Genomic DNA, 14,715 nt, shown 5'->3' on the forward strand with positions numbered 1-14,715 from the left:
GAGGCCGCATGAAATTATTGAAAGTACTGGCACGAATTCTGGAGTATCCCTCCGCTGAACTTCAGGCCTCCAAAGACGCCATGGTTGCTGCTGTCCTGGAGGACAGCAGGCTGCCACGGAAAAACAAGGAGCAATTGCTCGAGTGTATTGACCGCTTGTGTGAGGGTAATCTGCTGGACCTTGAAGAAGCCTATACGGGCACCTTCGATAAGGGCCGCGCCACCTCGCTGTTGTTGTTTGAGCACGTGCACGGAGAATCCCGTGACCGTGGCCAGGCGATGGTTGATCTGATGGAGCAATATCGCGCCAACGGGCTGGAAATCGATGCCAAGGAATTGCCGGATTACCTTCCGCTGTTTCTGGAGTATCTGTCGACGCGGCCTTGGGAAGAAATCCAGAACTGGCTGGAAGACATCCACCACATTCTGGGTCTTCTGGGCGAACGTCTGTATCAGCGCGAAAGTATGTATCACGTAGCCATGGACTCGTTGCTGGAACTGTCCGGACGTAAAACAGACCGTCAGGAACTGGCACAACTCGTGGCCTCGGAAGAGCGTGACGATACAGCGGAAGCGCTGGACAAGGTCTGGGAAGAAGAAATGGTGAAGTTTGTGGATGACCAGGGCAGTTCCTGCAATACAGGTGGTGTTGTTGGCCAGCGCCGCCGTGAGATGGAGCAGACCCAAACCATTCACCTCAGTGATCATCTGATGACGGATGTAACGCCCGCTCAGGCGCGTGCTGCCGCGAGAGACGCCTGAAGGCGCAAGAGGAGACCAAGATGATGTCTTATCTGAATACACTGCTTTTCGGAATTTATCCGTACATCGCTCTGGTAGTGATGGTTGTAGGTACCTGGGCGCGGTATGACCACGGCCAGTTCACCTGGAAGGCTCACTCCACCCAGATGTTGAGCAAGAAAAACATGGTAATGGCCAGCGTGCTATTCCACGTGGGCATATTGGTGATTTTCTTTGGCCACCTGGTTGGCCTGTTAACTCCGCACTTTATGTACGAGCCGTTCATGACCGCAGGCACCAAACAGGTGTTGGCAATTGTGGTTGGCGGTATTGCAGGTGTGATGTGCCTGGTAGGGGGCGCCATGCTGGCCTATCGCCGGCTGACCGATCCCAGGGTCAAGGCCAGCAGTACCTTCGCTGACAACATGATCATCATCATACTGGTCGTTCAGGTTGTGCTGGGTTTGTTGACTATCTTCCCGACACTGGGCCACCTTGATGGCGGCACCATGCTGCAACTGGCAGGCTGGGCGCAGGCAATATTCACCTTCCAGGGTGGCGCTGCAGACTACGTGGCTGGCGTACATTGGATTTACAAGCTTCATATGTTCCTGGGCTTGACGATCTTTGTACTCTTCCCGTTCACCCGTCTGGTGCACATGTTGAGTGTGCCGCTGGAGTACTTCGGCCGGAAATACCAGGTTGTGCGCAAGCGGGCGTAAGAGATAAAGCGCTTCCTCTCCCCTCTCCCCTCGCGGGAGAGGGGCTGGGGGAGAGGGGGTAGCCCCACTGAAAACATATACGGAGACCTACCATGCAACTTATCCCCACCGGTGAACCCGAAAAACCCAGAAACCAGTTTCCGCCAGTGTATGTGGGTGAAACCCTGATATCTGAAGAGGATATTGCCAGGGAAATGCAGCACCACCCGGCAGAAGAAGTTGCCGAAGCCTGGCACGAAGCTGCCAAGAGTCTTGTTATTCGCGAACTTCTGTTACAGCAGGCCCAAACGCTGAAGCTACCAGAAGAGCTGGATGAAGAGGCCATGATTGCCCGGGTGCTGGAGCAGGAACTGGATGTGCCGGAACCCAGCGAAGCCGACTGTGAGCGCTTCCATGCAGCCAATCCCGGGCGCTTCCGTAGCCCGACCCTGATGGCAGTGAGCCACATACTGCTGGCTGCAGCGCCGGACGATGTGCAGGAGCGTATGCGTCAGGAAGAAATCGGGCAGCAGTTACTGACTTCGCTGATCGAAGGCCGCGCCCAGTTTGCGCCGCTGGCCAAGCAGTACTCTGCGTGTGAATCCCGTCACCAGGGTGGTAGCCTCGGGCAGATAAGCAAGGGGCAGACCGTAGAAGAGTTTGAGCGGCCAGTACTGACGCTCAAAGAGGGCCTGAACCCGGAATTGATCGAAAGCCGGTACGGCTGGCACATTGTGAGAGTCGATCAACGTATTGATGGCGAACAGCTGCCGTACGAGCATGTAAAACCGCAAATTCGTCAGTACCTCAGTGAAAGTGTGACCCGCCGTGCGTTTCGCCAGTATTTGCAGGTTCTGGCCGTCGAGACTGGCGTTGAGGGTGTGGACCTTGAGCTGCCTGACTCACCCTTGATGCAGTAATTAAAAACATGAACACGGGCGTTTTTCTGGAAAATAGGTAGCAATGCGAAATATTGCGTTAAGTCAATTATTGCCAAGTATCCGTGATACTACCCCCATGGGGGGAGCGATTTTTCAGGAGTATCCTCCTATTATCTAAAACATGATTTTGAATGCATGATTTGAAAGGGGATAAATCAATGATAGCTGCGCAATCTGCACAAACCCGCTACGCCAAACCTGTTGTGTTGGCGGTCAATGAGTTCACCAGCGGTGAAAGTGGACTGCAGCCAATGCGCAGCCACGCCCTGTTTAACACGCTCAGCGACGAAGACTTTGAAAATCTCGTACTGCAATCCCGCCGCCTTCGCCTGGGGCACCACCAACTGCTTTACCGGCAGGATATGCCGGCCCACCATTTCTTCTTTGTGGTATCCGGGCGCTTGCGCTTGTATCGGCTGGATTCCTCCGGCATTGACCGCACTCTTGACAGCATTGCCCCTGGCGACTGCTTTGCAGAAGTGATGATTTATGCCGATCCGGCCCGCTATGCCTGCTACGCTGAGGCATTGAAATCCAGTGAAGTTCTGATGATTCCGGTGAAAGCCTATCAGGACCTGCTTGAGAGCAAGCCGGAGTATGCCAATGCAGCCCTGCGTCACTACGCCAAGCGCGCTGTTTCCCGGTTTCACGATCTTGAGATTATGACGGTTCAAAACGCCCGTGATCGTTTGATCCGATACCTGATCGACTTGCTGCCCAATGGTGTTTCCGAGGGGGGAGAGGTGGAATTGCCTTTGCCAAAGTGTCTGGTTGCGTCCAGGCTTGCCATGCAACCGGAAACCTTTTCGCGGATTTTGGCAGATTTGAAGTCCAACGGACTGGTGCGCGTAAACCGGAGCAAACTGTTTATCTCCGACCCCAAGCGATTGATCGAAATCAGTCAGTAGAAAATCGAAAGGATATTGTCTTCATGATTAGCAGTTACAGTGATTTGATCAAAACAGCAAAAAGCGAACACGAGCCCCAGCGCCTTTTGTTTGTTTTTTGTCGGGCGGAACTGCCAGATGATGCATCTGCAGACGAAAAAGCCGCGTTCGAGCGAGGCGAGGGCGGCGCGCTTACGCCTGTTATCTGCGTAGACAAAGCACTGGAAGAGGTTTTGGAGTTTGCAGCACTGGTTGAAGAGTCGGAAGGCACGGGCCAGTCATGGGACGTGGTATTCGTTGCGGCCATGTCGGGCAGAGGGGGCACACCTCCATCTACCGATGAAGCCCAGCAGCCACTGACCATGATGGTTGAGTCTATTCGTTTGGGACATGTCAGCAATTACCTTCCGTTGGATAAGAGTGGGAACGCGGTTAGCCTCGGTTGATCTGACTCGTTGTTTTCCCATTCATTGCAAACAGTATCCATAAAGAGGTATTTGTTTTATCTGACAATCACTTAGGCTGTTTGATTCAGGCATAAGTGATTCGTTGGTTTCGTCGGGAGCTTGTTTTGAACGTTATTTTCCGCAGTGTCTTTTGTTTCTTTGTCCTGTTTCTGGCGACCATGCCGATGGCTCAGGCCGAGCCGCTCAGCCAGTATGAGCCAATCTCCGGTCGACAGGTCATCCAAGCGGCCTTCCCCGAAGTAACCCGGTTTGAACCACGGGAAGGCAACCGAGCCATTCAAGAGCTGTACGCCGATGACGAGCTGAAAGGTTATGCCTATCAGTCTCTTGATTTTGTCCAGACTCCTGCCTATTCCGGCAAGCCACTCAATGCCATGGTGGTGCTGGATACCGAAGGCACTATCCGCTTTGCCAAAGTGATTCACCATGATGAGCCCATACTTCTTGTGGGTATTCCCGAAAGCAAAATGCACGCTTTTACCGATCAGTACACCGGCTTGAAGGCAGATCAGCGGGTCACTGTTGGTGGCACCTCTACTGAGCGCAAGATTGCTGTTGATGGCCTATCCGGTGCCACAGTAACGGTTATGGTAATCAACGAAGTCATAATGCGAACTGCCCATCGGGTGGGTGTCGAGCTTGGGCTTGTAGAAGGCAGTGGCACCAAGCGTCCGCCAACGGCCGAGGTTATCAAAGACGGTTTTGTGCCTCGCACTTGGGAAGAGTTGACCGGCGACGGCTCAATTCGCCGCATGTTGCTCAGCAAGGGTCAGGTAGATGACTCCTTCAAGGGCACCGAGGCGGAAGGCGTTGAAATTGCAGCTCCTGGTGAGCGTGATGAGCCGCTGATTGATCTGTATGCGACCTACCTGGATACACCTGTAATTGGCCGGAACCTGCTGGGCGAAAAACAGTATGACTGGTTGATGTCTGAGTTGAAGGAAGGCGAGCAGGCGATTGCCGTAATGGCTAACGGCGAGTATTCCTTCAAGGGTTCAGGCTATGTGCGCGGGGGTATATTCGACCGCGTTCAGATTCGTCAGTACGGCGATACCTTCAACTTCCGCGACCTCGACTTTTTCCGCCTCAGCGATGTTTACGCAGCGGGCATGCCCAGCTTCAAGGAAATGGCGATTTTCATTATTCGCCAGCAGCACAACTTTGACCCGGGCGCGCCCTGGACTCTGGAGCTGACTGTAAAGCGTCAGACGGGCCCTCTGGACAGTGAGTTTCAGGTCTTTCCACTCGAATTCCAGCTGCCGGACCAGTATTACACCCGTGCAGAGCCTGTCCTTACCGAAGAGGAATGGCTGGAGTCTCAGCCACTGTGGGTTCAGGTTTGGTATCAGCGCCAGTTCCAGGTAATCGTTCTGGGCATCGGAATTGGTGTGCTGTTACTGATTCTGTTCTTCCAGGACTGGCTGGTGAAAAAGCCAAAGATCACCCGTTGGATTCGCCACGCATTTCTTACCTACACCCTGTTCTTCATTGGTTGGTATGCGCTGGGCCAGTTGTCCATCGTTAACGTGTTGGCGTTTGTGCACAGTCTGGTCAGCGGCTTCACCTGGGAAACCTTCCTGATTGATCCGATTATCTTTGTGCTCTGGGCTGCCGTGGCTGGCATCGTGCTGCTATGGGGACGTGCTGTTTATTGCGGTTGGCTGTGCCCATTCGGAGCCTTGCAGGAACTGATCAACGAGATTGCACGGTTCTTGAAAATACCTCAGTACACCGTGCCCTGGCCCATCCATGAGCGCTTGTGGGCGTTGAAGTACATCATTCTGCTGGTGCTGTTCGGGGTGTCTCTGGACTCCCTGGCGACGGCTGAGAAAATGGCAGAGATCGAACCCTTCAAAACTGCGATCACCCTGCATTTTGATCGTAGCTGGCCCTTCGTGACTTACGCGCTGCTCCTGCTGGTGGTGAATATTTTCACCCGCAAGGTCTTCTGCCGCTATATGTGTCCGCTGGGAGCTGCGCTTGCACTGCCAACCAAGTTGCGCGTTTTCGACTGGCTGAAGCGTCGTAAGGAATGTGGCAACCCCTGCCAGCTGTGTGCCAAGGAATGTGAAGTTCAGGCTATTCATCCTGACGGCACCATCAACTATCAGGAATGTCATTACTGTCTGGATTGCCAGATGACTTATTTCGATGACCATAAATGTCCTCCGCTTATCGTTAAGCGTCGTGGCAAGCGTCGTGGTCATAACGCACCGGGCCACCCGGAGGGAATTCCAGTGGTGCAGGTGACGTAGCAGTGTAAAACCAAAAAAAAGAGAAACAGAAATAGAACCGCCATTACCAATAACGGAGTTCAATGCTATGAAAAAGAAAGATGAGTTAGGAACCGAGGTTGCCGAAAATGGCGAAAGTGGGCTAAGCCGTCGCCGTTTCCTGGGAGCGACTGCACTGGCTGGTGCAGTGGGTGCTGCTGGCCTGGGTGGCGCTGTAATGACTCGTGAGTCTTTTGCTGCTGCAGCGAAGGAAGCCCAGAACAAGATCCACGTTGGGCCAGGCGAGCTGGACGAATACTACGGATTCTGGAGCGGTGGTCACCAGGGCGAGGTTCGTGTTCTTGGCGTTCCCTCCATGCGTGAAATCATGCGGATCCCCGTATTCAACGTTGATTCAGCTACAGGCTGGGGTATCACCAACGAAAGTAAGGATATTCTGGGCCGCGACAAAACCTACCTGAACGGCGATTGTCACCACCCGCACGTTTCCATGACCGACGGTCGTTACGATGGCAAATACCTGTTCATCAACGATAAAGCCAACACTCGTGTAGCGCGTATCCGTCTGGATATCATGAAGTGCGACAAGATTACTCACATTCCGAACGTGCAGGCTATTCACGGTTTGCGCCTGCAGAAAGTGCCGCACACCAAGTATGTGTTCTGCAACGCAGAATATATGATTCCGCATCCCAACGATGGTAGCGATTTCTCCATGGAGAACAGCTACACCATGTTTAACGCACTGGATGCGGAAACCATGGAAGTCGCCTGGCAGGTAATTGTAGACGGCAACCTGGACAACACCGACGCCGATTACACTGGCAAATATGCGGCTTCTACCTGCTATAACTCCGAGAAAGCCACGGATCTGGCCGGTACCATGCGTAACGACCGCGACTGGGTAGTTGTGTTCAACATTGAACGCATTGAGGAAGCCGTCAAGAATGGCGATTTCAAGACCCTGGGCGACTCTAAAGTTCCAGTGGTTGATGGCCGTGGCAAATCCAGGCTGACCCGTTACATTCCTGTGCCAAAGAATCCGCACGGCGTTAACACCTCACCAGATGGCAAGTACTTCATTGCCGCCGGTAAGTTGTCGCCAACCTGCTCGGTGATTGCCATCGACAAGCTGGACGATGTGTTTGATGACAAGATTGAACTTCGTGACGTGATTGTTGCCGAGCCAGAGTTGGGTCTTGGGCCTCTGCATACTACCTACGATGGCCGTGGTAACGCATACACCACGCTATTTATCGACAGTCAGGTAGCCAAGTGGAACATTGCAGATGCCATCAAGCACTACAATGGTGAAAAGGTGAACTACCTGCGCCAGAAGCTGGATGTGCATTATCAGCCAGGCCATAACCATGCGTCTCTGACGGAATCCCGCGATGCCGATGGCAAGTGGCTGGTTGTGTTGTCGAAGTTCTCGAAGGACCGTTTCCTGCCGGTTGGCCCTCTGCACCCGGAGAACGATCAGTTGATCGATATTTCTGGCGAGGAAATGAAGCTGGTTCACGATGGTCCTGCGTTCGCAGAGCCACACGACTGTATTCTGGTTCGTCGTGATCAGATCAAGACCAAGAAGGTATACACTCGCGACGATCCGTATTTCGCCGGTGCTCGTGCTCAGGCAGAGAAAGATGGCGTTACGCTGGAGTCTGACAACAAGGTGATTCGCGACGGTAACAAGGTTCGCGTATACATGACGTCGGTTGCACCTATGTTTGGCTTGAATGAGTTCAAGGTAAAACAGGGCGACGAGGTGACTGTGTATGTTACCAACCAGGATACCATTGAGGATGTGACTCACGGTTTCTGTATGGTAAACCACGGCGTGAGCATGGAGATCAGCCCTCAGCAGACGTCTTCGGTGACCTTTGTTGCGGATAGACCGGGCGTTCATTGGTACTACTGCAACTGGTTCTGTCACGCTCTGCACATGGAGATGACTGGCCGGATGTTGGTAGAGAAGGCCTGATTTAGCTATGAAATCCGGGGCCCTGTGACGGGCTCCGGTTTTTCTGACTTTGGAGTAGCAAGACACTGGAAGAGCGCTTTTCAAAACACGCTGTGGATACGTCCGTGTACGCTTGGCTGCGCCCTTTAGCGCTAATGCTCCTGCGTCGCGCTAAAGGTCCTGGGCAAGCCGTCCATGGCTTGCCCGTGAAGTGCTTCGCACTCCACCCATGGCTCCGCACAGTTTTGAAAAGCGCTCTTCCAGTCCCTTGCCCGAATTTGGCAGTCGCTCTTAGTTCGAGAACTTATTTAATGCACCACAATTTGCGTTTAGGGGTGGCCCTGACAGTCGCCGTGCTATCGCTGACCGCGCAGGCTGATATTCAGCAACAGCTGGATGCTCTGCAGCCTGGCGCTACCTTTGAACTCCCTTCTGAAATCCTTCCCCCTATGGCCATTCGGGTGCCGGGGGTGACTGTGGCTTGCCGCCCGGAAACACTGATTGATGGTGGCGGTGCGGGCAATGCGGTGGTGATTGAGGCAGAGGATGTAACCCTTTCAGGGTGCCGTATCCGTAACTGGGGTACGGACTTGAACCAACTTAATGCAGGCGTTTTCGTAAAGCGAGAGGCCCGTGGCGCGACGGTGGAGAACAGCGATCTGCAGGGTACGGCGTTTGGTATCTGGCTGGATGCGGCGCCAGATGCGACGGTGAGGAACAATACGATTTGTGGCGATGCGAGAGTTCGCCCGAACGATCGGGGTAATGGTATCCATCTGTTCAATACCACCGGTGCGCTGATTGAAGGTAATGATATTCGCCAGACCCGGGATGCGATTTATATTGAGACGGCGAACAAGAACAGGATTCGCAATAACACCATGGCGGATTTGCGTTACGGGATTCACTACATGTATTCCATGGACAACCTCCTGGAAGGCAATGTGACCCAAGGCACTCGAACCGGTTATGCGTTGATGCAGAGTAAGCGTCTAACGGTGATCAATAACCGTTCCGAGAACGATGAGAGTTACGGCATTCTGATGAACTTTATTACCCAGTCGGTGCTGCGGGGGAATGTGGTTTCAGGGGTGTCTCAAGGCCAGACTGCCGGGGTGTCAGTTTCCGGGGCAGAGGGTAAGGCCGTTTTCATTTATAACTCTTTGTACAATACCTTCGAAAATAATGTGTTTCGGGACAGCGGTGTAGGCATTCACCTGACCGCAGGCTCGGAAGACAATCACGTTTTCCGTAATGCGTTTATCAACAATCAGCGCCAGGTCAAATATGTAGCGCTGCGCACCCAGGAGTGGTCGAAGGACGGTGTGGGCAATTTCTGGAGTGATTACCTGGGCTGGGATCGTAACCAGGATGGCATTGGTGATGTGCCTTATGAGCCCAACGATAATGTTGATCGTCTGTTATGGACCTACCCTGAAGCAAAAATCCTGATGTTCAGTCCAGCGGTGGATACGCTGCGTTGGGTTCAGGAAGCGTTTCCTGTTGTTAAGGCCGCGGGTGTCAAAGATTCTCACCCCTTGATGAGCCCCCCAAAATTGTTGGAGCCGGAGTCCTGATGAGCTGTTTTCGTCTTGAGAATGTGAGCTACCGGTATGATAAAGCGCTGGTGCTGAATGGCGTTGATCTGCGCCTTGAGCCCGGAGAGATCCTCGGGTTGTTTGGCCACAATGGCGCTGGCAAAACCACCAGCATCAAGCTGATTCTGGGGTTGATGACGCCGTCCCAAGGTAAGGTATCTGTGCTTGGTGGCGAAGCGGGCGATCCTAAAATCAGCCAGTACATCGGCTACTTGCCTGAAAATGTCATGTTCTACCCGCAGCTGACTGGTCGCGAAATCCTGGCGCATTTTGCACGCCTGAAAGGCGCTAATCTGCGCCAGGTTCCTGAGTTGCTGGGGCAGGTGGGGTTGGATGATGCCATGGATGCACGGGTCAAAACCTATTCCAAAGGCATGCGCCAGCGCCTGGGCCTTGCTCAGGCTTTGCTTGGAAAGCCGCGTCTGCTGATGCTGGATGAACCTACGGTAGGCCTCGACCCTATTGCTACCGCTGACCTTTACCGTTTGTTGCGCACGCTGCGGGATGATGGAACGGGCATTGTTTTGTGCTCCCACGTACTTCCGGGTGTAGAGCCTTATATTGATAGGGCCGCGATTCTGACCGATGGCAGTCTGAAGGCGGCGGGAGACCTTGCTTCACTGCGCAGGCAGGCCAACATGGCCACAACGCTGTCTATTGAGCCCGAAGGCACTGTGGCAGCGCTGGAAACGGTTGTGAATGATGCCAAGGCTTCTGCGGGGTTGATGATGCGACACGAAAATGGGCGGCTTCACGTGGATGTTCGGCCCGCCGAGAAGATGGACTTGGTGAAAGCGTTAATGGAATCGGGCCAGGTGCGTGATCTGGGTATTTACGAGCCGACTCTGGAGGATGTGTACGTGCACTTTATCGGGTCTGGTGGCCTTGCTCATCGAGGAGGCGCCCAATGAACAGCATTTGGACCATTGCGCGTAAAGAGTTAAGCGACAGCCTGCGCAACCGTTGGCTGATCGCCATTGCATTAGTGTTTGCTACCCTTGCGGTGGGCATTGCCTGGTTTGGTGCAGCGGCTTCCGGGCAGGTGGGTTATGCGTCTACCCCTGCAACCATCGCCAGCCTGGCGAGCCTGGGTATCTTCCTGATCCCGCTCATTGCTCTGTTACTCGCCTACGACGCCATTGTGGGTGAGGAAGAGGGCGGCACGCTTCTGTTGTTGATGACCTACCCACTAAGCCGTGGGCAGCTGTTGTTCGGTAAGTTTCTGGGGCACGGGCTGACATTGGCTCTGGCTACCTTGATAGGGTTTGGCGTAGCGGGTGTTGCCATTGCCATACTGGTAAAAGACGTTGCCGTTGGTGCGCTGGCTGTCGCCATGCTGCGCTTTATTATTTCTACCACTCTGCTGGGTTGGAGCTTCATTGCGCTGGCGTATGTGGTTAGTGTGCGGGTCAGTGAGAAGCCCATTGCCGCTGGATTGGCCTTGGCGATCTGGTTCTTTTTTGTGCTTATTTTCGATTTATTGTTGCTGGGCATGCTGGTCGCCAGCCAGGGCGAGTTCAACCCGGAGTTGTTGCCATGGCTTCTGCTGCTCAACCCGACCGACATATACCGTTTGCTGAACATAGTTACTTTTAGTGATAGCACTCAGCTTAGCGGTGTTCTTAGTCTTGGCTCTGATTTGCCCATTGGCCCGAACGGGCTTTGGCTGGCACTGGTTCTTTGGTTTGTTATTCCTTTAGCCGGCGCCTGGGCACTGTTCCGTGGCCGCCGTATCTGATTCACGTAACCACACTATGGCTAAAACACTATGGAGAGCTCCATGAAGTTTGCTCAATTAAAATCCCTGCCGTTATTGTTGATGTTCGCATTGCTTTTGGTGGGATGCTCGGGCGAAGCAGATAAGGTTGTCGAAAAGCCTGCGCCAGTGCACATTGAATCCGGTGACGAGTGCCACGTATGCGGCATGGCTATAACCCGTTTCCCAGGGCCCAAGGGCGAGGTTATTACCGAGAAAGAGCAAACCGTTCACAAGTTCTGCTCCACTCGCGACATGTTTGCCTGGGTACTGCAGCCAGAGAACGTTATGCGCAAGCATACTCTCTACGTTCACGACATGAGCCAAACCGAATGGGCCAGCCCTGACGACACGGCGTTGATCGATGCCCGTGAAGCGGTTTACGTAATTGGTTCAGAACGCAAAGGTGCCATGGGCCAGACTATGGCGTCCTTCTCTACAGAGGCGGCCGCCCATGATTTCATGAAGGAATACGGTGGTGAAATGCTGCGCTACGACGCAATCACCCTCGAGCATCTCAATACTGAGATGCCCATGGGTGATATGCACGGTGACATGCATAGCGATATGCATGGGGAGATGAAGCACTAAGGCCTAAGGCCGGACTTTTCTCCAAAGAGCCCGTCCTACAATCCTCACCTTGTCCCGGGTCGCCATTCTGCCAAGGTTGGTTTTTACCACGCCTTTGGTGAACCGGGTCGATTTGGAATAGTCGATGCGCACGTCTACAAGAACCGGCCGCCCGGCGGCCGACTTCAGCAGTGCGATCTCCAGGCTGTCAGAAGTATCCTCATTTCCCGCCATTGAAACAAACTCCACGCCAACGGCTTTGGCAAATGCCTCGTAGTCCATTGCGCCAAGTACAGTGCAGGTCTTCTGGTTGTACGGAATTTGCTGTGCCTGGGCGATTTGCGACAACTCGCCATCGTTGAACACAAAAATCATCACTCCGACGCCAAGGCGCGCAGCGGTTACCAGTTCCATGCCAGTCATCAGTAAAGCCCCGTCGCCTACAATGCCGACTACCTGGCGCTTTGGGTTTGCCAGCTTTGCACCGATAGCACCAGGAACGCAGTAGCCCATGGCGTTGAAATCGCTGGGAGACATGTAGTTCCGTGCGCCCAATATGGGCAATAGCTCGGCCACCAGGAAGGTATGGTTACCATCGTCGGCGACGACAATTGCATCGTCATCAAGGCGTTCGCGCAGGTGGCTGAAAAACAGCTCCGGGTTTACCCGGTCGCCGCTGTCGTGGTCCCGCCACTCTTTCTTGTAGGCGGCTTTGTCTTGGGCAATCTGCTCGCGAATTCCTGTGTTGGCTGCAGTGGGCTGCAAGATTTTTACCGCTTTCAGAAGCGCGGGCAGTGTAACCCTCGCATCTCCCTCGATGGTATGGCTGGCCGGGTAGTTGGCGCTGAATACCTCAGGGTTGATGTCCATGTGAACCAGGGTTTCTGGCGGGTTAATGCCATAGCTTCCGGTGGGGATTTCCGAGAACCGGGTTCCTATAGCTAACAGGCAATCTATCTTTGCGAAAGCATTGGTTGCTGCGGGAACCGCGTAATTACCCATGCCCATCCCGGTGTGCAGAGGGTGGTTGCCCGGGAAGGCGCTAAGGCCCTGAAGGGTTGTTGAAACGGGTGCATCCAGCAGTTCTGCCAGCTCGATCAGCTCAGCCTGTGCATCAACCGAACCCCAACCTGCGAAAATTCCCGGTTGCTTTGCTTGCACCAGTGCCTGGGCTGCTGCATCAACCAGCGACTGCTCTGGCTGCTTTGGTTCGGGTGGCGCCTTGTAAAGAGGCATGTCATCCACGTCGCCCAAAAAATTGCTTATGTTGACCGGGATTTCGATAAAGACCGGCCCGGGCTCGCCGCCCATGGCTATGTCGTAGGCTTCGTAAAGGGTAGGGATGATTTCCCGGTGGCTGGCAATGCGCCAGGTCTTTTTGGTGATCGGTTTGAGCAGAGCGTGCTGATCCATCTCATGGAGTTGGTATCTGTGTCCGGATTCTGAATGGATTCCACCGGAAATGATCATCATGGGGATGCCATCGATACCCGCTTCACCAATGCCGCTGGCAGCGTGGGTAACACCTGCCGCCGGTACGATCAGCATGGTGCCAAGTTCGGCACCGGTGCGGCTGATGGCATCGGCCATGAAGGCTCCACCACACTCATGGGTGACAAGGGTTGGCTCAATGCTTTCTGAGCGGTTCAGTTCATCATAGATTTCGGTGGTGTGAACGCCTGGGATGCCGAATGTGCGACGTATGCCGAGCTGTTCCAACGCATGGCGAACGAGAGTCGCGCCAGTTTTCTTCATGGGTATGCCCTGATAATTATTATTGTGGGTTAGCAGTGCTTTGCATGGTTTGGCGGGGAGCGTGACTAATACCGGAGGGGATCACCCTCCGGTCATATTCATGAAGCGCAGGATCTGCACATCGCCGTTGCTGGAGAAGTGATGACGCTCCGGCTTCAGGTCCATGGAGTCTATGATGGTTTGCCGCAGTTTGTCATCGGTCACCGGGTGGCCCCGAAGTACCCGGCGAAGGTCTACAGAATGCTCGTTACCCAGGCATAGAAGTAATCGGCCTTCAACGGTTACCCGCACCCGATTGCAAGTGGAGCAAAAGTTGTGGGAGTGGGGCGAAATGAAGCCTACCTTGATTGGGCTGTCTGACATTCGGTAATAGCGAGCGGGGCCGCCTGAGTCTTCAGGGGTTGGCATCAGGTCGTGGTGTTGGCGAACAATGTCGCGCACCTCATCACTGGTGCACAGTGCCTGCCCGCGATCGTGCTCGGAAATCTCGCCCAAAGGCATTTCTTCGATAAAGGTAATGTCGACGTTTTTCTTCCGGGCAAACTCGATCAAATCCGGAACTTCGTGATCATTCCCGCCTTTCATTACAACGGTGTTCAGCTTGATGCCTTTAAAGCCGGCGTCTTTTGCAGCGTCTATGCCCTCCAGTACCCGCGACAGTTTGCCGGTGCGCGTAATGCTTGCGAATTTTTCCGGGTCCAGAGAGTCCAGGCTGATATTCAGTCGCTTCAGGCCCGCTTTGCGCAGAGGTTCTGCCATGGTGGGCAGCTGGCTGCCATTGGTGGTCATGGCGAAATCACGCAGGCCGTAGGTGCCTATCTCCCGAACCAGCTCAATAATGTCTTTGCGAACCAGAGGCTCGCCACCTGTAAGACGGATTTTTTCCGTGCCCAGGGATACAAATGTTTTGGCAACCCGGGCAATCTCCTCAAGCGTCAGAACCTGTTGCCGGGGGAGAAAAGTCATCTCCTCTGCCATGCAATAAACGCAGCGGAAGTCGCAGCGGTCGGTAACGGACAGGCGTACGTAGTTGACGGTTCTGCCAAAACGGTCTGTCAGCTTGCTGTTGGGCATTGGTTTCTTTCCTGTAACTGCTGAATGCG

Annotated in this window: 13 protein-coding genes; 11 read left to right on the plus strand and 2 right to left on the minus strand. The window is 54.0% G+C overall.

Going from position 1 to position 14,715, the window contains the following annotated elements; all coding sequences use genetic code 11:
* Positions 1-8: 8 nt before the first annotated feature.
* The 11 genes from narJ to FFI61_RS00365 all read left to right on the plus strand — a co-directional run bounded on the left by narJ (position 9) and on the right by FFI61_RS00365 (position 11,878).
* Complete coding sequence (narJ, locus tag FFI61_RS00315; RefSeq protein WP_200368880.1) at positions 9-761, plus strand: nitrate reductase molybdenum cofactor assembly chaperone; 753 nt, start codon at positions 9-11, stop codon at positions 759-761.
* Positions 762-784: 23 nt separating this feature from the next.
* Complete coding sequence (narI, locus tag FFI61_RS00320; protein ID WP_200369575.1) at positions 785-1,462, plus strand: respiratory nitrate reductase subunit gamma; 678 nt, start codon at positions 785-787, stop codon at positions 1,460-1,462.
* Between the two features lie 92 nt (positions 1,463-1,554).
* Positions 1,555-2,361: a peptidylprolyl isomerase gene (locus FFI61_RS00325; RefSeq protein ID WP_200368881.1), complete on the plus strand. Its 807-nt coding sequence runs from the start codon at positions 1,555-1,557 to the stop codon at positions 2,359-2,361.
* Positions 2,362-2,540: 179 nt separating this feature from the next.
* A complete protein-coding gene (locus FFI61_RS00330; protein WP_200202831.1) occupies positions 2,541-3,290 on the plus strand; it encodes a Crp/Fnr family transcriptional regulator in 750 nt (249 codons plus the stop codon).
* Between the two features lie 23 nt (positions 3,291-3,313).
* On the plus strand, positions 3,314-3,715 hold the full coding sequence (locus FFI61_RS00335) for a ribonucleotide reductase subunit alpha (RefSeq protein WP_200202830.1): 402 nt from the start codon (positions 3,314-3,316) through the stop codon (positions 3,713-3,715).
* 179 nt (positions 3,716-3,894) lie between these two features.
* The gene (gene nosR, locus FFI61_RS00340; RefSeq protein ID WP_200203104.1) at positions 3,895-5,991 is read left to right on the plus strand and encodes a transcriptional regulator NosR; all 2,097 of its coding nucleotides are present in this window, start codon (positions 3,895-3,897) and stop codon (positions 5,989-5,991) included.
* A gap of 67 nt (positions 5,992-6,058) precedes the next feature.
* Positions 6,059-7,954, plus strand: coding sequence for a TAT-dependent nitrous-oxide reductase (gene nosZ / locus FFI61_RS00345; protein ID WP_200368882.1), 1,896 nt, complete (start codon positions 6,059-6,061; stop codon positions 7,952-7,954).
* Positions 7,955-8,244: 290 nt separating this feature from the next.
* On the plus strand, positions 8,245-9,510 hold the full coding sequence (locus FFI61_RS00350; RefSeq protein ID WP_200368883.1) for a nitrous oxide reductase family maturation protein NosD: 1,266 nt from the start codon (positions 8,245-8,247) through the stop codon (positions 9,508-9,510).
* Positions 9,510-10,442 carry an ATP-binding cassette domain-containing protein gene (locus tag FFI61_RS00355; protein WP_200202827.1) on the plus strand — a complete coding sequence of 311 codons (933 nt, stop codon included), beginning with the start codon at positions 9,510-9,512 and terminating at the stop codon, positions 10,440-10,442. The genes FFI61_RS00350 and FFI61_RS00355 overlap by 1 nt, the downstream gene beginning before the upstream one ends.
* Positions 10,439-11,269, plus strand: a complete 831-nt coding sequence (locus FFI61_RS00360) for an ABC transporter permease (RefSeq protein ID WP_200202826.1) — start codon at positions 10,439-10,441, stop codon at positions 11,267-11,269. The genes FFI61_RS00355 and FFI61_RS00360 overlap by 4 nt, the downstream gene beginning before the upstream one ends.
* A 42-nt stretch (positions 11,270-11,311) precedes the next feature.
* Positions 11,312-11,878: a nitrous oxide reductase accessory protein NosL gene (locus FFI61_RS00365; protein ID WP_200368884.1), complete on the plus strand. Its 567-nt coding sequence runs from the start codon at positions 11,312-11,314 to the stop codon at positions 11,876-11,878.
* Positions 11,879-11,881: 3 nt separating this feature from the next.
* Here FFI61_RS00365 and FFI61_RS00370 read toward each other — a convergent pair whose 3' ends face one another.
* Both FFI61_RS00370 and moaA read right to left on the minus strand, forming a co-directional pair.
* Entirely contained in the window at positions 11,882-13,612 is a 1,731-nt protein-coding gene (locus FFI61_RS00370) for a thiamine pyrophosphate-binding protein (protein WP_200368885.1), read from the minus strand.
* Between the two features lie 81 nt (positions 13,613-13,693).
* A complete protein-coding gene (moaA, locus tag FFI61_RS00375) occupies positions 13,694-14,686 on the minus strand; it encodes a GTP 3',8-cyclase MoaA (protein WP_200202823.1) in 993 nt (330 codons plus the stop codon).
* Positions 14,687-14,715: the final 29 nt, after the last annotated feature.

The sequence above is a fragment of the Marinobacter sp. DY40_1A1 genome, from assembly GCF_016597815.1.
GTDB classification, from domain to species: Bacteria; Pseudomonadota; Gammaproteobacteria; order Pseudomonadales; family Oleiphilaceae; genus Marinobacter; species Marinobacter xiaoshiensis.

Excerpts from the sequence above, each read along its gene's own strand:
- narJ (WP_200368880.1), top strand. The coding sequence starts at position 9 with ATGAAATTATTGAAAGTACTGGCACGAATTCTGGAGTATCCCTCCGCT.
- narI (WP_200369575.1), top strand. The coding sequence starts at position 785 with ATGTCTTATCTGAATACACTGCTTTTCGGAATTTATCCGTACATCGCT.
- FFI61_RS00325 (WP_200368881.1), top strand. The coding sequence starts at position 1,555 with ATGCAACTTATCCCCACCGGTGAACCCGAAAAACCCAGAAACCAGTTT.
- FFI61_RS00330 (WP_200202831.1), top strand. The coding sequence starts at position 2,541 with ATGATAGCTGCGCAATCTGCACAAACCCGCTACGCCAAACCTGTTGTG.
- FFI61_RS00335 (WP_200202830.1), top strand. The coding sequence starts at position 3,314 with ATGATTAGCAGTTACAGTGATTTGATCAAAACAGCAAAAAGCGAACAC.
- nosR (WP_200203104.1), top strand. The coding sequence starts at position 3,895 with ATGCCGATGGCTCAGGCCGAGCCGCTCAGCCAGTATGAGCCAATCTCC.
- nosZ (WP_200368882.1), top strand. The coding sequence starts at position 6,059 with ATGAAAAAGAAAGATGAGTTAGGAACCGAGGTTGCCGAAAATGGCGAA.
- FFI61_RS00350 (WP_200368883.1), top strand. The coding sequence starts at position 8,245 with ATGCACCACAATTTGCGTTTAGGGGTGGCCCTGACAGTCGCCGTGCTA.
- FFI61_RS00355 (WP_200202827.1), top strand. The coding sequence starts at position 9,510 with ATGAGCTGTTTTCGTCTTGAGAATGTGAGCTACCGGTATGATAAAGCG.
- FFI61_RS00360 (WP_200202826.1), top strand. The coding sequence starts at position 10,439 with ATGAACAGCATTTGGACCATTGCGCGTAAAGAGTTAAGCGACAGCCTG.
- FFI61_RS00365 (WP_200368884.1), top strand. The coding sequence starts at position 11,312 with ATGAAGTTTGCTCAATTAAAATCCCTGCCGTTATTGTTGATGTTCGCA.
- FFI61_RS00370 (WP_200368885.1), bottom strand. The coding sequence starts at position 13,612 with ATGAAGAAAACTGGCGCGACTCTCGTTCGCCATGCGTTGGAACAGCTC.
- moaA (WP_200202823.1), bottom strand. The coding sequence starts at position 14,686 with ATGCCCAACAGCAAGCTGACAGACCGTTTTGGCAGAACCGTCAACTAC.